The sequence below is a fragment of the Vibrio sp. RC586 genome (assembly GCF_000176715.1).
Taxonomy (GTDB): domain Bacteria; phylum Pseudomonadota; class Gammaproteobacteria; order Enterobacterales; family Vibrionaceae; genus Vibrio.
In genome coordinates, this window is the sequence record NZ_ADBD01000016.1 from 21844 (window position 1) to 39483 (window position 17640).

The window sequence follows — 17640 nt, forward strand, 5'->3', positions numbered from 1 at the left end:
GTTTGGGGTAGCCGATTGTTCGTATTCTAGGATGATTGGCTGCCAGACAACTCCCGCTTCTGGCGGGATTTGTTGTTTTTATTGAATGCCAATTATTAGGGGGATCAATGTTTCAGTTAGCTGATATTCAAATGGTTCGCGGTGGGCGCACCATTTTGGCGATCGATCATTTGACCATTCCGACCCATGAGCTGACAGTTGTGCTCGGTCACAACGGTTCCGGCAAATCCACCTTAGTCAGTTTACTGTCGGGCCAACAGTCGCCCGATAATGGTCAAGTGACCCTCAATGGTCAATCACTCTCATCGCTGCCGAGTAAAACCCTCGCCAAGGCGGTGGCCTTTTTGCCGCAGAAATTGCCGACTAGCGCTGGATTAACCGTGCGTGAGTTGGTGCGTTTAGGGCGCTTTCCGTGGCGCGGCACCTTGGGTCGTTGGCGCAAGGAAGATGAGCAGATTATCAATGCGGCACTTGAAAAAACGGGGGTGAGTGGTTTTGCGCATAACTTGGCGGATGAGCTTTCCGGCGGTGAGCGCCAGCGCGCTTGGGTGGCGATGCTGCTTGCGCAGCAATCTCCGGTGCTGATTTTGGATGAGCCGACGTCGGCGCTTGATGTGCATCACCAATATCAATTGATGGCGCTGCTGGCCGAGCTCAATCAAACCCAAGGCGTGGGTATTATCGTGATTTTGCATGATCTCAATTTGGCGCTGCGCTATGCGACCCACATTGTGGCGCTTAAGCAGGGGCAGATCGCCTTTGAAGGCGGTGCTGAATTGTTGCTCGATGAGCAGCGGTTGTCGGATCTGTATCACTCACCGATCCGTTTGATTGATCACCCGAATCCCATTTCCCACTCTTCTACTAATAAGGTTGCGATCGTATGTGCTTGATGAGTCTATGGAATGTTCGTCTGCGGAACATTTGCCGACCAAAGGCCGTTTTTGGCTGGCTTGCCGTGCTTTGTCTATTCGCACTGCCCGTGCAAGCACAAATTGTGCTGACGGATAGCCAAGGGACGCACAGTTTTGCTGAGGTTCCACAGCGAGTGGTGGTACTGAACTGGGATCTGCTTGAACAAGTGCTTGAACTGGGCATTCAGCCCGTTGGCGCGCCGGAATTGAGTTCTTACGTGCAGTGGGTTGTGCAACCCGAGGTGCCAAGTTCGGTGCAAGATATTGGCACCCGTACTGAGCCGAATTTAGAGAAAATCGCCGCACTTAAACCGGATGTCATTTTAGCCGCAGGGCCGCAACAAGATTTGCTGGCCACCTTAGGGCGCATTGCGCCAGTGGTGTATCTGCCCAACTTTGCTGAGCAAGATAACGCTGCCCAAGTGGCGATTAGCCACTTTAAAACCTTAGCCACCTTGTTTGGCAAAGAAGTGGTAGCGCAGCAAAAACTGGAGGCGATGTATGCCCGTTTTTCTGAGCTGAAAGCTTCGCTACAGCACGCCTTTGGTGACACTTTACCTGCGGTGGTAACGCTGCGTTTTGCCAACCCAACCTCGGTGTTTTTGTATACCGAAAACTCCACGCCGCAATATGTGCTAGAACAGCTCGGTTTATCGTCAGCGCTGCCGCAGCCGCCGAAAGAGTGGGGCATAGTGCAAAAACGCTTGAGTGAGTTGCAACACGTTGAGCAAGGCTATGTGCTCTATTTCTTGCCGTTTGCGGAAGAGAAAAAAGTGCAAAAATCGGTGTTGTGGCGAGCAATGCCGTTTGTGCAGGCGGGGCGTGTCAATTCCGTGCGTTCCGTGTGGAGCTATGGCGGGGCGATGTCGCTGCGTTATAGCGCAGAAGCGATCACCGAAAGCTTGCTGGCGGTGGCTCCGCAATCATGAGTGTGCTGCGTTTAACTGGTTTGGGGGCGCTGACTCTGCTGTTGGCGCTCGTTAGCTTACAGTGGGGGCATAGTTTAACTCTCAATGAGCAGTGGCAATTGGTGCTCGGTAATCAAGCCGCGCAAAGTTTCGCGCAGGTGAATTTTATCTACGCGCAGCTACCCCGTGCGGTGATGGCCATAGTGGTGGGCGCGGTGCTTGGGTTGGTGGGCAGCTTGATGCAGCAGTTGACCCAAAACCGACTCACCTCACCGCTGACGTTGGGAACCTCATCCGGTGCTTGGTTGGGGCTGATTATCGTCAATATCTGGTTCAGTGATTGGCTGGCCGATTACAGTGCATTGGCTGCGATGGCCGGAGCGCTACTCGCTTTCGCACTGATAATCTCGATTGCGGGGCTACGCAACCTCACCGGATTACCGCTAGTTGTTTCCGGTATGGTGGTGAACATTTTGCTGGGTTCGATTGCCACGGCCTTGGTACTGCTGAACGAAGAGTTCGCTCAGAATGTGTTTATGTGGGGCGCGGGCGATTTGGCGCAAAACGGCTGGGAGTGGCTCACTTGGTTGCTGCCGCGTTTGGCTTTGGTGTTCCCGTTAGTGCTGTTTGCACCACGAGTGCTGACTTTGCTTCGGCTCGGCCATGAAGGGGCGGCGGCGCGTGGTTTAGCGGTATTGCCTGCCTTTTTACTTTTGATGGCGGGTGGGATTTGGCTGGTATCCGCATCGATTACTGCGGTTGGGGTGATCGGTTTTATCGGTTTATTAACCCCGAATATTGCCCGTTCACTGGGGGCGCGCACGCCCAAAATGGAGTTGTACAGCAGTGCGCTGCTTGGCGCGTTGTTGCTGCTTGCCACGGACATGCTCGCCATGGGGCTGAGCGTGTGGGCGGAGGAAGTGGTACCTAGCGGCATTACCGCCGCCGTGATTGGTGCTCCGGCGCTGATCTGGTTTAGTCGTCGCCAGCTCCAAGCGCAGGATGCGCTCTCTATCTCCTTGTCTCCACATCGCCGTTCGCCTTCTCGATGGGCGGTGATGCTCATTGCGGCGGCTTTATTTTTGGCTCTGGGTTTACATATTGGTTGGCAGATGGAAAGTGCAAGCTGGGCGCTGCCGAGTGAGTTTCAATGGCCGCTTCGTTGGCCGCGCATGCTCACCGCGCTGTTTGCTGGGGTGGGATTGGCGATCGCAGGAACGTTACTGCAACGGCTGATTTATAACCCGTTAGCCAGCCCCGATATTTTGGGCGTCTCTTCGGGGGCTACGTTTGCCTTGGTGTTTACTAGCTTGTTTTTAGGGCAAAGTTTGCAGAGCACCCACTGGATGACGGCGCTGCTTGGCAGCGCTGCGGTATTGGTGGTGCTGTTGCTGCTTGGGCGGCGCCATCATTACGCACCGTCTAGCTTGATTTTGACTGGGATTGCCATCACCGCACTGTTGGAGGCCTTGGTGCAATTTACCTTGGCTAAAGGAACGGGCGACAGCTATCAGATTTTGCTGTGGCTATCGGGCTCAACTTATCGTGTCACGGGCGAGCAAGCTTTGCTGCTCAGCGTGGGTGTGGTGGGGTTAACACTGTTGGCGCTTGGCTTGTCTCGTTGGCTTACCTTGATCTCAATTGGGCGCGGCTTTGCTTCTGCTCGCGGCTTGAGTGCGAGTCGCGCCAGCTTAGTTTTGCTGATCTTGGTCGCGCTGTTGTGCGCTTTGGTGACCGCGACCATGGGGCCCGTCAGCTTTGTCGGTTTGATTGCGCCACACATGGCGATGATGCTCGGCGCGCAGCGTGCTCCATCTCAACTTCTGCTCGCTGCCTTGGTGGGCGGCACTTTGATGTTGTGGGCAGACTGGTTGGGGCAAGCCTTGTTATTCCCCGCGCAAATCGCCGCAGGCACGCTAGTGGCAATCATTGGTGGTAGCTATTTCCTGCTGCTGTTACTCAGTCAGCGTGCACGCTGAACCCGAAGTTGAGAGGCGCTCGCCTCTCAACGCATCTGGCGAATGTCGGAAGAAATGTCATCGATCAACTGCCGCGCGGACGTTTCACGCTGCTGAGTGAGGGTGAGAAAAATCAGGTCGGTCAGCACGTTTTGCGCGGTACGCGAAGCGATCGCAGAGCTGCGGTGCTGCGTTTCATCGGCAATCGTATCCAGTGCCAGATCGGCCAGCTCACGTAAGCGATTTTTGTTCGGTGTGGTCAGGGCAATCACTTTCGCGCCTTGCTGTTTGGCCGCTTCCGCTGCAATCAGAATTTCGCGCTTTTCTCCCGAAAATGAAATCGCAATCAGCACATCTTGGCTATGTAAGGTGCGAGCGGTCGCGATCTGCACGTGGCTATCTTGCTCCGTGAGCGCGGTAATGCCGAGCTTGAGCAGCTTAAATGCGAGATCTTTGGCGACTAGCGCGGAGCCACCAATTCCGATGATCTGTACCCGTACCGCTTGCTGAATCCAGCTGATCGCCTCACTAAACTCATCCAAACGCAGGGCATTGGTCGTGTGAAACATGGCATCGGTTTTGGTTTGCACCAGTTTTTGGGCAATCACGGCGGTGGGGTCATCGGCCAAAATGTTGCTGTGTAAAGGCTGGTTGACCATGACTTGTTTGCGTCCTAGCTCTTCGGTGAGGGCGAGTTTAAATTCGCTGTAGCCTTTAAAACCAAGCCGTTGGGTAAATTTGACTATGCTCGACTGGCTGACATTGGCCCACGCTGCCAAATCTTGGCTGGTCATCGCTGCCGCCTGAGGCGCATTCGCAATCACCCAATCGCCAATTTGGCGACCACTCTCGGAAAGTTGGGTTCGGCGGCTGACGATGCGTTGTAGAACTGACATTTTTACACTCCTTGCGAATAAAATATTCCATAATGGGAATAATGCACGCCACACTTCACTCTTTCTCAATCAATGACTTCATGGTTGCGTGGATATTTTTTTCGATGCTTTTCACAATTATTCCAAAAAACGCCTGCTTAAAGAATAACCTTAATTGTGATTTCTATCACCAAAATGGAATATTTTATTCCATAGAATCGCCTCAATTCGAAATTTGCCGAGAAGTCTTATGAAGATTGATTTAACCCGCTTAGTGACCGAAAGCCGTAATCCAGCCAGTGAGCAGATTGATACCTTGTCCACGTTGGACATGCTGCAAGTGATCAACCAACAAGATCAGTTGGTCGCCTTGGCGGTCGCGCAAACCTTGCCACAAGTCGCGCAAGCGGTGGAAGCGATTACCGCTGCGTTTGCTCAAGGTGGACGCTTGATTTATATGGGCGCAGGCACGTCTGGTCGTTTAGGTATTTTGGACGCGAGCGAATGTCCACCGACTTATGGCAGTCAACCTGAGCAAGTGATTGGTCTGATTGCCGGTGGTCACACAGCGATTTTGAAAGCAGTCGAAAATGCGGAAGACAACCGCGAGCTAGGCCAAAGCGATCTCAAGGCCTTGCATCTGAGTGAAAAGGATGTGCTGGTTGGCATCGCGGCCAGTGGCCGTACCCCCTATGTGATTGCGGGTATGGAGTACGCACGCTCAGTCGGTGCCTCCGTAGTATCACTGGCGTGTAATCCGGGCTGCCCAATGGAAATGTGCGCCGATATTGTGATTACCCCTGTAGTCGGTGCGGAAGTGGTCACTGGCTCGTCACGTATGAAAGCGGGTACTGCGCAGAAACTGGTGCTCAACATGCTGACTACGGGCGCGATGATCAAAAGTGGCAAAGTGTTTGGCAACCTGATGGTGGACGTGGAAGCAACCAACGCTAAGCTCATCCAACGGCAAACCAACATTGTAGTGGAAGCGACAGGCGTAAGCGCTGAGCAAGCGGAAGCCGCATTGGCCGCGTGTGGTCGCCACTGTAAGACCGCCATTTTGATGATATTAGGGGGCTTTACGGCAGAGAAAGCGGCGCAAAAACTGACGCAGCATCAAGGTTTTATCCGTGCTGCGCTCAATCAAGAATAAAACAGGAAGAGACAAGACAAGGAGCCGATTATGGCCAAAATAACCCAAACCATGATGGCACAAGTGCTGTCTCTGGTGGGCGGCAGTGGTAACGTCGCCAAATGTGGCAACTGCATGACTCGCTTGCGTTTAACGCTGAATAATTCCGCGCTCGCTGATCATGCGGCGTTGAAAAAAATTTCCGGAGTGATGGGCGTGGTTGAAAGTGACGCGCAACTGCAGATCATCCTCGGTCCCGGTAAAGCACAAACGGCCGCGGATATGATGAATGCTTTGATTGAATCGGGCGATAACGTGGCACCTGCAGTGAGCGAGGCGGATCTCTCCACGATTGCCGCGCAGCAGAAAAAGCAGATGAAGAGCAAGCAAACCAGTGCGGTACAACGCTTTTTGAGCAAGTTTGCCACCATTTTTACCCCGCTGATCCCCGGATTTATTGCCGCAGGCTTGCTACTGGGCATCGCGACTCTGCTTGAGCAAGTCTACGTGGTGGGTCAAACCCCGAGCGAGTTTATGCTCGATCTGGTGACTTATCTCAAAGTGTTTGGCAAAGGGTTGTTTGCGTTCCTCAGTATCTTGATTGGATACAATGCGCAACAGGCATTTGGTGGTTCCGGCGTGAATGGGGCGATTCTGGCTTCGCTGTTTGTGCTCGGTTATGACCCAGAAGCGACCAAAGGTATTTACTCAGGGATGAGTGAGTTCTTCGGCTTTACGATTGACCCACGTGGCAACATCATCGGGGTATTACTGGCGGCAATTTTAGGCGCGCAAGTGGAACGGAAAGTGCGTGAATATATGCCGGATGATTTGGATATGATCCTGACGTCGGTGGTGACTTTGCTGATCATGGGCGCGGTGACTTTCCTTATCATCATGCCTATCGGTGGTGAGCTGTTTAAAGGCATGTCATGGCTGTTTTTAAACCTCAACGATAACCCACTGGGTGCTGCCATCTTGGCCGGTTTGTTCTTAATCTCGGTGGTGTTTGGTATTCACCAAGGTTTTGTGCCGGTTTATTTCGCGCTAATGGAAGCGCAAGGCTTTAATTCACTGTTCCCAATTCTTGCTATGGCAGGCGCTGGGCAAGTCGGTGCCTCACTGGCGCTATACGCGAGAGCCAAAAAAGAGACCACGATTCGCACCCAAATTAAAGGTGCGATCATCCCAGGCATTCTCGGCATTGGTGAGCCACTGATTTATGGCGTGACGCTACCGCGGGTGAAACCTTTTGTCACTGCCTGTATTGGCGGTGCGGCAGGTGGCTTCTTTATCGGTCTCATCTCTTATTTGGGGTTGCCGGTTGGCCTTAATACCGTGTTTGGCCCATCCGGTGTGGTGGCGATTCCCCTGATGACTTCGGCCGAAGGTATTTTTGCGGGTATGGCGGTATTTGTCGGTGGTTTGCTCATCTCCTATTCCGTTGGCTTTGCTGCTACCTACTTCTTCGGTTGTAAAAATGTCGATTTAAGCTAATTCGCCCCCCTATAGATGAATTAGCCGCGCTCCTGATTTAGTCGCGGGAGCGCATTTATCTACTCTTTCCCCACATAGCACAACGGCCTGTTTTTAGGCTGGGGGAGAGTTTTGCCTAAAAATATCATTACCCTACTCGTCATTACTTTACTAAAAGGTTTGTTATGAAAAAAAATCTATTGGCAACACTGTTGCCCGCTTTGCTGCTCTCTTCTTCAGCTTTTGCGGCCCAAATTTACCAAGCAGAAGATGGTTCGAATATCGATCTCTACTCGCGTCTAGGGTTCAACATTACTAACAAAAACAATACGGATGGGGATGCCAAAGGTGAATTCGATGGCCGGATTGGGCTAAGCGGTTCACAAACCATCAATGAGCACGCCTCGGTGATCGGCATGGCGCAGTACCAAGTTGGAGCAGCAGAATACGCGAGCCAAGTGAACGATAAACCTTCGCTGACCGCGCGTTATGTGTGGGCGGGGTTAGATTTGCAAGATTATGGTCGCATTACTGGCGGACGTGTTTCCTCTGGCCTCATCATGTTTACCGATATCGGTGATGTGTTTGCTTCTTCGGATGTGTCTATGGCTCGCCAGGCCAATAAAGTGGATAAAACCGCGACCCAAGTTTTCCGTCAGGATGGAACGTTGCAGTACCAAAACACGCTAGGTAACTGGGATATTTCGGCGGCCTACTTGCTGGGTAACAATACCTCCGCACTCGACTACGGTTACAACGCGGCCTTGCGTTACACCTTAGATATGGGGGAGTGGGGCACATTAGCGCCTGTTATCGCAGCACAGACAACCCAAGGCGATGCACGCAGTAATGATACCGAATACCAATTTTGGGGGGCGGGAACTCGCTATTACATCGGCTCATGGATGCTCGGCGCGCTCTATTCTGAAGACTCGCTCGATGGTTTTTATGCCCAGAAAAGTACCGATAAAGTGGTGGAACTCACCGCCGTGTACAACCTGAGTAATGATTGGGTACTGCGTGCCGGTTATCGCTCTCTGGAGAACCAAGGTGGAGATGAGTTAGAGCTACAAGATACCACGTTGGAAGCGCAATATAAGCTGACGCGTCGTTCGTCGATTTACACCAGCTATGTGGATCGTAGCGGTACGCGCGGCAGTTACAATGGCGGTGAAACCTCGTTTGGTGGCGCTCATGCCGATGAAAGCTACTACCACTTAGGTTTGCGTTACGAGCTGTAACCTGCAAAGCCTCACTCTATTTATTGTCCTGATTCATGCCGCCCAAGGGGCGGCATTTTTATCACTATTTCTTGGTGAGCTTATCCAAATAACCCATCGCAAATGCCGATAAAACAAAGGTAATGTGCAGCAGCAAGTACCATTTGATTTTGTCACTGGCGATGTTTTCGGTGTTCATAAACACTTTGAGCAGATGAATCGAAGAGATCGCCACAATTGAAGCGGAAACCTTGTTTTTCAGTGAACTGGTATCGAGCTTGCCTAGCCAGCCGAGTTTGTCCTCACCCTCATCGATATCGAGCTTAGAGACGAAGTTTTCATATCCGGAAAACATCACCATCACAATCAAACCGCCGACCAGTGACACGTCAATCAACGAGAGCGCAATCAGGATCAAATCGACTTCTTTGATGGTAAAAATATTCGGCAGCAGGTGAAAAATCTCTTGGAAGAATTTAATGCCTAACGCAAGCAAGATCAGGCTTAAACCAAGATAAATCGGCGCCATAATCCAACGTGCAGAGTAGAGAAGCTTTTCTATGAGTCGTTCCATGGGGTTCCAATCACTAAGAGGTAAAGGACATTAGATAAAAGCCTCGAATCAACGAGGCTTTCAAGATTATTCGATATTTTGGATCTGCTCTCGCATCTGTTCGATAAGCACTTTTAGCTCCACGCCGGAGGCGGTGATATCGGTCGAGATGGATTTCGAAGCCAAGGTGTTCGATTCACGGTTGAACTCTTGCATCATGAAATCGAGTTTGCGGCCACATGAGCCACCTTTTTTCAGCACTTCACGCGCTTCTTTGACATGAGAGTCGAGGCGATCCAGCTCTTCGGCCACATCGGATTTCTGCGCCAGTAGGATAAGCTCTTGCTCTACACGGCTCGCATCGAGCTCGATTTTCGCTTCTTCAAACTTGCTGAATAGACGCTCGCGTTGCCATTCCAGAATTTCTGGCATACGCGCACGCACTTTGACCACTTCGGCGCTGATCGCATCCAAACGCTGCTCAATCAGCGCTTTCATGTTGTCGCCTTCACGACCACGCGCGGCGATAAATTCGTCCACGCCTTCATCAAACGCACTGAGTAGCGCTTGGTTGATGGCGTCCATATCTTGCTCTGGCGTTTCCATCACACCCGGCCACTGCATCACTTGGAATGGGTTAATGCGGCTGAGTTCACCAGTCATATGCATGATCTGGTTAGCGGCATTAATCACTTGCTGGGCGAGTCCTTCATTGATGGTGAGATGGCTTTGTGCGGCTGGATTCGCTTCAAAGCGCAAATGACACTCGATCTTACCGCGTGACAGGCGCTGACGAAAACGCTCGCGCAGCAGTGGTTCTAAACCACGGAACTGCTCAGGCAGGCGGAAGTACGTTTCTAAATAACGTTGGTTAACCGAGCGAATTTCCCACACGGCGCTGCCCCAATCGCCTTTGACTTCTTTGCGTGCGTACGCAGTCATGCTGTAAATCATCAGGATGTCCTTTGCTTTCATCTCTTTGTGACTGGCGCTAATAGTAGCAAAGCAGGCAAAACGGCGCTACCGTGCTGAATTCGTTAACCTAGCGCCTGTAGGGGGTTTGGGCTATAATCCCGCCCCAACCGAATTGATACAGCCACGAGAAGGTCGAGACCCTATGCGTCCAGATAACCGCGCTGCGGACCAAGTTCGCCCCATCAAAATCACCCGCAACTATACTGCATACGCAGAAGGCTCGGTATTGGTGGAATTTGGCAACACCAAAGTGTTGTGTAATGCCAGCATTGAAGAAGGTGTGCCACGTTGGTTAAAAGGCCAAGGTAAAGGCTGGGTGACCGCGGAATACGGCATGTTGCCACGCGCAACCCATTCACGCACGCGCCGTGAAGCGACCAATGGTAAGCAAGGCGGTCGTACCATGGAAATCCAGCGTCTGATCGCGCGCAGCCTACGTGCAGTGGTGGATCTGGAAGCAATGAGCGAAATTATGATCACGGTCGATTGTGATGTGATTCAAGCCGATGGCGGTACGCGTACTGCTTCGATTACTGGTGCAAGCGTGGCGCTGGCGGATGCTTTTGCTCATTTGATGGCTAAAGGCCAACTGAAGAAGAACCCGATGAAAGGCCATGTGGCTGCAGTTTCGGTTGGTATCTTAGGTGAGAACGTGCTGTGCGATCTGGAATATGTTGAAGATTCAGCCGCTGACACGGATATGAACGTGGTAATGACCGAAGAAGGCAAGATGATTGAAATCCAAGGCACCGCGGAAGGTGAGCCGTTCAGTCATGAGCAGTTGCTGGAATTGTTGGCCGTGGCCAAAAAAGGCATTGCGGATATTGTCGCGGTGCAGAAGGCATCGTTATTAGATTGATCGAATAGCTCCCAATTGGGGGCTATTTTTTTGCCCTCATCTTCGTCGATATTGACGCGATGGCTGCGTTAGCAAGTACTTTTTGCCCTAGTCACTTACTTCAGTAAGCTCCTAGGGACTCAAAGTTTTGCTGTCTTGCCCTCACGGCAATATCTTAGAAGATGAATAGTTCTTAAATCGTAAATTAGAGAAGATGTGATGAAAGCGTACCAGCGTGAATTTATTGAGTTTGCCCTAGAAAAACAGGTGCTGAAGTTTGGCGAATTTACTTTGAAATCAGGCCGCAAAAGCCCTTATTTCTTTAACGCTGGTCTGTTTAATACTGGCCGTGATTTAGCGCGCTTGGGCCGTTTTTACGCGGCAGCGTTAGTCGATTCTGGTATTGAGTTTGATGTGCTGTTTGGTCCTGCTTACAAAGGTATTCCGATTGCTACCACCACAGCAGTCGCGTTGGCGGATCACCACGATGTGGATACGCCTTACTGCTTTAACCGCAAAGAGGCCAAAAATCACGGCGAAGGCGGTAATCTGGTGGGCAGCAAGTTAGAAGGCCGCATTATGCTGGTGGATGATGTGATCACTGCCGGTACGGCAATTCGTGAATCGATGGAGCTTATCCAAGCCAACAACGCCGATTTAGCGGGCGTGCTAGTGGCGATTGATCGCCAAGAGAAAGGCAAGGGCGAGCTGTCTGCGATTCAAGAAGTAGAGCGCGATTTCGGCTGTGCGGTGATTTCGATTGTGAGCCTGACGGATCTCATCACCTATCTTGAACAGCAAGGTAACAACACTGAGCATCTAGAGGCGGTCAAAGCGTACCGCGCGCAGTACGGCATTTAAGCGTATTCATCCAACCCAAGCCTAAAACGAAAAACAGCCCCAATTGGGGCTGTTTTTTTAGCACTAAGCTCAAAAACAAAACGCTTAGCTTTGATCGCCATGGTGGGAGTTGTCGTAAATTTCACTGCCATCACGCTGAGTTTTCAGCAAAGACAAGTTCCACATGTACTGCTCAGGCTGCGGCGTGACCAGCGCTTCAATCGCACGGTTCATCGCCAGTGCATCGGCTTCTTCATCGCCCGTCGGGAAGTTTTGCAGCGCAGGCAAAATGTGCACTTCATAACGGCCTGAATCACTGTTGTAGCATGACATTAAAGGCACCACGTGCGCTTTGCACAGCTTAGCCATTTTGCCAAACCCTTTAAGAGTCGCTTTTTCAGTGGCAAAAAACGGTACAAACACGGAGTTTTGCGGGCCGTGATCTTCATCCGGCACCCAGTAGCCAACATAGCCGGATTGAATGGAACGCAAGAAAGGTTTAATGCCCGATTCACGAGTGAAAATACGGCCACCATACTGCATACGTTGGACGTGCATCAGCCAATCGGCAATCGGGTTGCGCTGCGGTTTCATGATGTTCGCGACTTTATAGCCACGAGCGGCCAGCATAACGGCGGCATAATCGATCGCCCAAGAGTGCGGGACTAACAGAATAACGCGCTCACCGCTATCAAGCAGTGGCAGCAAGTTCTCTTCGCCAATCAGTTCGCCACGCGAGTTATTGTAGCGAGTTGAACGCACCAACAGCTCTGAATAACCGAGCATAAACTGCGAGGCTTTCACAAAAGTATCATGCAGGATTTGTTCGCGCTCTTGCTCACTTTTCTCTGGAAAGCAGTAGGCGAGATTCACCCGAGCGCGGCGGACTACGCGGCCATTTTTCTTGATGATGAGTGGCACCAAAGGTTTCGCCAGTCGATCACGCAAGCGCCAAGGAATAAAGGCCAACAGTGCCGCGAAAGCGATGCCAATCCAAGTCCCCCAATGTTTTGGGTGCAGAAAGCGCCACTCAAATTGCGGGTTATGTAGATGGCGAGTCACGCCGTTGTCTTGATCGCTCACAAATTCACCTTTACTGCTTTACTGATAGCGCGAGTTAGTCAGTTCAATGTCCGGCAAGGATTTGAAGCGTTTGTGCAGCCACATCCATTGCTCGGGGGCGCGCAGTATAATCTCTTCGACAAATTTATTCATGTAAGCCGCGGCAGCGGTTTCATCTTTTTGTGGGTAGTCCGCTTCAATTGATTTATCAGCCATGATCTCATAACGCCCTTGCGCGTTACGGAAACCGGAGCCAATCACAATCGCGCAGTGGCTGGTATAAGCCAAAATACTGGTGCCGGTTGTGGTACAAGCTTCTTCTACTGCAAAGAAAGGCACAAACACCGATTTATTGTGGCCGTAGTCTTGGTCTGGCAGGTAGAACAGACGCTCGCCTTGGCGTAACACGCGGATCATCTGCTTGATATCGGTTCGGTTGATAAGCTGATTGCCATTGCGTGTTCGACCACGGTACTGGATAAATTCGTATGCGGGGTTGCTGTGCGGACGGTAAACACCATAGCCACCGATGCCTAGCACAGCAAACGCGCGCGCGGTGATTTCCAGATTGAGTGCATGTACGCAACACAGCAAAACCCCTTTGCCCGTTTGTGCATGTTGGCGAATGGCTTGGGTATCTTTATCAATCAAAATGCGCTTAAAGCGCCACGTTGGCCAGAACCAAGTGATGCCGGTTTCAATCAGGGCCGCACCGGTGTTTTTGAAGTTTTCCAAGACAAACGCATAGATCTCGCTTTGGCTCATGGTTGGGAAGGCGAGTTCCAGATTACGTCTGGCGATATGGACACGCTTTTTACCAAAGCGCATCGAAAATTGGCCTAAACTGCGGCCGATTTTTAACAGCACAGAATAAGGCAGCAGGTTAACCAGCAGGGCGAGTAGGCCAAAACCAAGCCAGACTCCCCAGTATTTTGGGTGCAATAAAGAGAAGGAGAATTCAGGTTTGCTGTATTTATCTTGACTCATTGTACTCACTTAATCTGTGCACTTAGCAGCGCCCAGTATTCATCAAAATTCGCGGTTGGCAGGTATTTGAAATCAGAACGCACAAAGCGATTCAAACTGCCTTCCACCTGACCGAGCAGCTGCGCAGCGAGGATATTTTCATCCACCGGGAAAGATTTACCTTCGCGGAGTTTACGTTCACGCAGAATTTGGCGCAAAGAGGTTTCAATCCGTTCAAACAACTGATTGATGCGATCGCGTAAGCGCTCATTTTCAAACATTAAAGCATGCCCAGAGAGAATGCGTGTCAAGCCCGGGTTACGTTCGGCAAAGGCGAGCAGCAGTTGCATCACCAAACGAATGCGATTGAGCGTGTCTTTTTCTTCATCAAAGATGCGGTTGATACGCGACATCAAGGATTCTTCAATAAACTCAATCAAGCCTTCAAACATACGAGCTTTGCTCGGGAAATGGCGATACAGCGCGGCTTCGGACACACCAACTTGCTTAGCGAGTTTTGCGGTAGTGATGCGTGAAGCCCCTTCATTGGATTCAAGCATCTCGGCTAGAGCTTGCAGGATTTCTTCGCGTCGATTGATTTTTTTATTGCCGGCCATGCCCCGTTTTTCCTTTTGGTTATCACTGCTGATGAACAACAACTACGTCGCAGACTCAGCGCCTGCGACAAAGATGAAACCTTTGAAGTGTAACTAAGCTCAGAGGTTGTTCGAAGCGTGTTGATAAAAATGGTTGAAGTAGGTGGCGAAAATAACGCCTACATTTGCTCATGAATCAAATGCATTACTGCGCTAGCGAGCGCGTCTTTACTGGTTAAAGGTAGGCTGTGTTGCCCTTCTTTCCAGAATAGGGTCAAGGCATTGTCATTGCTGTTAAAGCCTTGGCCAGCAATCGAGACGTCGTTAGCGCAGATCATATCCAGATTCTTGCGCACGAGCTTGCTACGCGCATAGGTCTCGACATCTTGCGTTTCTGCCGCAAAGCCAACGGTAAACGGTCGATTCTCAGTCAGAGCCGCAACGGACGCCACGATATCGGGATTTTTCACCATCTCAATAGTCAATGTATCGTTATCACGGCTCTTTTTGATCTTCTGTTCGGCCACGGTTTGTGGGCGGTAGTCGGCTACCGCGGCGCACGCGATAAAGATCTGGTGTGAGGTTGCCTCTTTCATCACCGCGCTGTGCATTTCTAATCCACTTTGCACATCAATGCGATTGACGCCCACTGGCGTTGGCAGATGCACCGGCCCGCTGACCAGCGTGACGTCAGCGCCGAGCTGCGCGGCGGCTTTGGCGAGCGCAAAGCCCATTTTACCTGAGCTGTGGTTGGTGATGTAGCGTACTGGGTCGAGCGCTTCACGAGTGGGACCCGCGGTGATCAGCACGCGTTTACCGACAAGAATTTTCGGGGCGAAGAAGTTTTCGCAGTGCGCCACTAACTCCATCGGCTCCAACATACGACCTAGGCCAACATCGCCACAGGCTTGTTCGCCAGCCGCAGGACCCCAAGTCAGATACCCACGGCGGATAAGCGTTTGTAGATTTTCTTGGGTCGCGATATTGCGATACATCTGCTGATTCATGGCCGGAGCAATCGCCACTGGCGCGCTGGTGGCCAGAATGAGCGTGGTCAGCAAATCATTGCCCATACCAGCGGCCATGCGCGCGATGAGATCGGCAGTCGCCGGGGCCAGCAGCACCAAATCGGCCCATTTAGCGAGCTCAATATGCCCCATCGAGGCTTCTGCCGCAGGGTCAAGCAAGCTATCCGACACGGGACGTCCGGAAACGGCCTGCATGGTCAGCGGAGTAATGAATTCTTTGGCGGCGTGGGTCATCACCACTTGCACGGTCGCGCCGCGCTCCACCAAACGACGAGTCAATTCTGCACACTTATACGCTGCGATACCGCCACTGATACCGAGCAGAATCTTTTTGCCTGCCAATGATTGCATTTGGGATCCCTCAAAAAATCTGCGCGCTATGTTAGCACAGCTCGAGCTAAAAGTTGGAGTCACAACCGCCGCTGCGCATCGCGCCACTGGTCGAGCTGCAAAGCATCGGTCATTTCACAGACAATAGACCATGAATATGAGATAAGTCATTCACAAAGCTAACAATAATGAAAGGGAATCTTATGCTGTCTTCTCTACGAAGCCGTACCAAATTACTGCTATTGACGGTCATTCCTCTGATCGTCATTACCGCCTTGGTCATGGCGGTGAATTATCAGAGTGGGTTATCTACCTTACAAAAAGAGCTAGAAAACTACCGCACCGATCTGATTGATGCCAAGAAAAAAGAGCTGCAAGCCTATCTCATGATGGGGGTGACGGCGGTGAAACCTTTATATGAGAGTGATAAAGCCGGTGAAAACCAAGCGCAAGCCAAACAAATCCTCAAAGCGATGCGTTTTGACAGCGATGGCTATTTCTTTGCTTACGACTCACAAGGGGTTAATACCCTGCATGCGATTAAGCCTGAATTAGAAGGCAAAAACCTCTACGGCATGAAAGATGAAAATGGTGTGGCGGTGATTGCCGGTTTAATTGATGCCTCAAAAACGGGCGATGGATTCCTCTATTTCTCTTGGCACAAACCGACGATTAATGCTCAAGCGCCGAAACTGGGTTATGCCGAATACCTACCGAAATGGGATTGGGTATTGGGGACGGGCATCTATATTGATGATGTCGATACCCAAGTGGCAGAGTTTCGCGCGCAGCGCGAGGCGGATCTCTACGATCAAATGATCTCCGCGATTGGGCTTTCGGTTGTCGGTTTGGTGTTCACTATTATTGCGGTGAGTGTTTTGGTGTCTCGCGGCATTGCACCACTGCAACATGTGGTGAGCTCATTACAGGCGGTGGCTGCGGGTGGCGGCGATTTAACCGCGCGAATTAAAGTTGAGAGCCAAGATGAGATTGGCGATGTGGCGAAAGCGTTTAACGCCTTTATGGATAAGCTGCATCCGCTTATGACTGATATCCGCGCCTCGGCCAATACGGTCGAAGCGGCTGCGCAGGAGTTGGATCAACAAACCTCGCAAGCCAGCCATAAGATGGATGGTCACTGTTTAGAGACCGATAAAGTTGTCGCCGCGGTGACTGAAATGAGCGCCACGGCGCGCGAAGTGGCGAGCAACACTTACTCGACCGCGCAAGCGATTGAGTCGGCTAACAGCCAAATTGCTGTCGCGCAGAAAGAGGTGAATCTGGCGATTGACGGGATTGGTGAGTTGGTCAACGAAGTGAACCAAACCTCTGCCGCGGTAGGCGATCTCAGCCAACAGGCGGCGAAGATCACCCAAGTGCTGAAAGTGATTGGCGATATTGCTGAGCAAACCAATTTACTGGCATTGAATGCGGCGATTGAAGCGGCGCGAGCGGGTGAACAGGGGCGCGGCTTTGCTGTGGTGGCCGATGAAGTACGCTCACTGGCGAGTCGTACTCAAAATAGCACTAAAGAGATTGGTGAAATGCTCAATGCGCTGCACCAAGGGGTCAGTAAAGCGGTGCAGAGCATGAACATCAGCCAAGAGCGTGGTGAGAAAACCGCGCTGGAATCGGTGCAGATTAAAGAGAGCTTAGCGGGGATCTCCAAAGCAGTAAGCCTAATTCATGATATGGGCATTCAGACGGCTTCTGCGGCTGAGCAGCAAAGCGCCGTAGCAGAAGACATCAACCAAAATCTGGTCGCGATTCAGCAGATCGTCAATGAACTTAGTGAAAGCTTTAAACAGACCGAAAGCGTGAGCGCAAGTTTGTCCCATTCTGGGCAACAGATGGGCACTTTGGTTGGGCATTTTAAGCTTTAATCAACAGTGAAATTGCATCGCCGCTTGAGGTGATTCGAAACTTGAGAAGGACCGCTTGCGGCCCTTCCTTTTCTCTGGCTTGAGTA

Annotated in this window: 17 protein-coding genes; 10 read left to right on the top strand and 7 right to left on the bottom strand. The window is 51.4% G+C overall.

From position 1 onward, the window contains the following. Positions 1-107: 107 nt before the first annotated feature. The 3 genes from VOA_RS00465 to fhuB are packed head-to-tail and all read left to right on the top strand — an operon-like array spanning position 108 to position 3801. The gene (locus VOA_RS00465) at positions 108-893 is read left to right on the top strand and encodes an ABC transporter ATP-binding protein (RefSeq protein WP_000487057.1); all 786 of its coding nucleotides are present in this window, start codon (positions 108-110) and stop codon (positions 891-893) included. Continuing rightward, a complete protein-coding gene (locus tag VOA_RS0118845; RefSeq protein ID WP_000335752.1) occupies positions 884-1843 on the top strand; it encodes an iron-siderophore ABC transporter substrate-binding protein in 960 nt (319 codons plus the stop codon). The genes VOA_RS00465 and VOA_RS0118845 overlap by 10 nt, the downstream gene beginning before the upstream one ends. After that, entirely contained in the window at positions 1840-3801 is a 1962-nt protein-coding gene (gene fhuB / locus VOA_RS00460) for a Fe(3+)-hydroxamate ABC transporter permease FhuB (protein ID WP_000115025.1), read from the top strand. The genes VOA_RS0118845 and fhuB overlap by 4 nt, the downstream gene beginning before the upstream one ends. Positions 3802-3827: 26 nt before the next feature. On the opposite strand, the gene VOA_RS00455 is transcribed toward fhuB, so the two are convergent. After that, complete coding sequence (locus VOA_RS00455) at positions 3828-4676, bottom strand: MurR/RpiR family transcriptional regulator (RefSeq protein ID WP_000114962.1); 849 nt, start codon at positions 4674-4676, stop codon at positions 3828-3830. A 229-nt stretch (positions 4677-4905) separates the two neighbouring features. On the opposite strand from VOA_RS00455, the gene murQ reads away from it, so the two are divergent. From murQ to VOA_RS00440, 3 genes are all read left to right on the top strand, one after another. Next, positions 4906-5808, top strand: coding sequence for an N-acetylmuramic acid 6-phosphate etherase (gene murQ, locus VOA_RS00450; RefSeq protein ID WP_000687211.1), 903 nt, complete (start codon positions 4906-4908; stop codon positions 5806-5808). Between the two features lie 30 nt (positions 5809-5838). Continuing rightward, complete coding sequence (murP, locus tag VOA_RS00445; protein ID WP_001074160.1) at positions 5839-7284, top strand: PTS N-acetylmuramic acid transporter subunit IIBC; 1446 nt, start codon at positions 5839-5841, stop codon at positions 7282-7284. Between the two features lie 164 nt (positions 7285-7448). After that, positions 7449-8504 (top strand): porin, encoded by a 1056-nt coding sequence (locus tag VOA_RS00440; RefSeq protein ID WP_000739879.1) that lies wholly within the window; start codon positions 7449-7451, stop codon positions 8502-8504. Between the two features lie 64 nt (positions 8505-8568). Here VOA_RS00440 and VOA_RS00435 read toward each other — a convergent pair whose 3' ends face one another. Continuing rightward, positions 8569-9057, bottom strand: a complete 489-nt coding sequence (locus tag VOA_RS00435; protein WP_000440283.1) for a TIGR00645 family protein — start codon at positions 9055-9057, stop codon at positions 8569-8571. Positions 9058-9123: 66 nt separating this feature from the next. Next, complete coding sequence (locus tag VOA_RS00430; RefSeq protein ID WP_000640565.1) at positions 9124-9990, bottom strand: YicC/YloC family endoribonuclease; 867 nt, start codon at positions 9988-9990, stop codon at positions 9124-9126. 163 nt (positions 9991-10153) lie between these two features. Here VOA_RS00430 and rph point away from each other — a divergent pair, with 163 nt between their 5' ends. Together rph and pyrE are read left to right on the top strand one after the other, a co-directional pair. Next, positions 10154-10870, top strand: a complete 717-nt coding sequence (gene rph, locus VOA_RS00425; protein ID WP_001247182.1) for a ribonuclease PH — start codon at positions 10154-10156, stop codon at positions 10868-10870. Positions 10871-11068: 198 nt separating this feature from the next. Next, positions 11069-11710 carry an orotate phosphoribosyltransferase gene (gene pyrE / locus VOA_RS00420; protein ID WP_000649353.1) on the top strand — a complete coding sequence of 214 codons (642 nt, stop codon included), beginning with the start codon at positions 11069-11071 and terminating at the stop codon, positions 11708-11710. Positions 11711-11794: 84 nt separating this feature from the next. Here pyrE and lpxN read toward each other — a convergent pair whose 3' ends face one another. From lpxN to slmA, 3 genes are read right to left on the bottom strand one after another with little or no spacing between them, the layout of a single operon-like run. After that, positions 11795-12772, bottom strand: coding sequence for a lipid A biosynthesis myristoyltransferase LpxN (lpxN, locus tag VOA_RS00415; protein ID WP_001283388.1), 978 nt, complete (start codon positions 12770-12772; stop codon positions 11795-11797). A gap of 18 nt (positions 12773-12790) precedes the next feature. Further along, complete coding sequence (lpxL, locus tag VOA_RS00410; RefSeq protein ID WP_000076208.1) at positions 12791-13738, bottom strand: LpxL/LpxP family Kdo(2)-lipid IV(A) lauroyl/palmitoleoyl acyltransferase; 948 nt, start codon at positions 13736-13738, stop codon at positions 12791-12793. Between the two features lie 5 nt (positions 13739-13743). Further along, complete coding sequence (gene slmA, locus VOA_RS00405; protein WP_000918350.1) at positions 13744-14334, bottom strand: nucleoid occlusion factor SlmA; 591 nt, start codon at positions 14332-14334, stop codon at positions 13744-13746. On the opposite strand from slmA, the gene VOA_RS19740 reads away from it, so the two are divergent. After that, the gene (locus tag VOA_RS19740) at positions 14290-14427 is read left to right on the top strand and encodes a hypothetical protein (protein ID WP_001889830.1); all 138 of its coding nucleotides are present in this window, start codon (positions 14290-14292) and stop codon (positions 14425-14427) included. The two genes, slmA and VOA_RS19740, sit on opposite strands and share 45 nt — an antisense overlap. A gap of 65 nt (positions 14428-14492) precedes the next feature. Here the strand turns inward: VOA_RS19740 and coaBC are convergent, their stop codons facing one another. Beyond that, complete coding sequence (coaBC, locus tag VOA_RS00400; protein ID WP_001190969.1) at positions 14493-15692, bottom strand: bifunctional phosphopantothenoylcysteine decarboxylase/phosphopantothenate--cysteine ligase CoaBC; 1200 nt, start codon at positions 15690-15692, stop codon at positions 14493-14495. 182 nt (positions 15693-15874) lie between these two features. On the opposite strand from coaBC, the gene VOA_RS00395 reads away from it, so the two are divergent. Beyond that, complete coding sequence (locus VOA_RS00395; RefSeq protein WP_000953041.1) at positions 15875-17554, top strand: methyl-accepting chemotaxis protein; 1680 nt, start codon at positions 15875-15877, stop codon at positions 17552-17554. Positions 17555-17640: the final 86 nt, after the last annotated feature.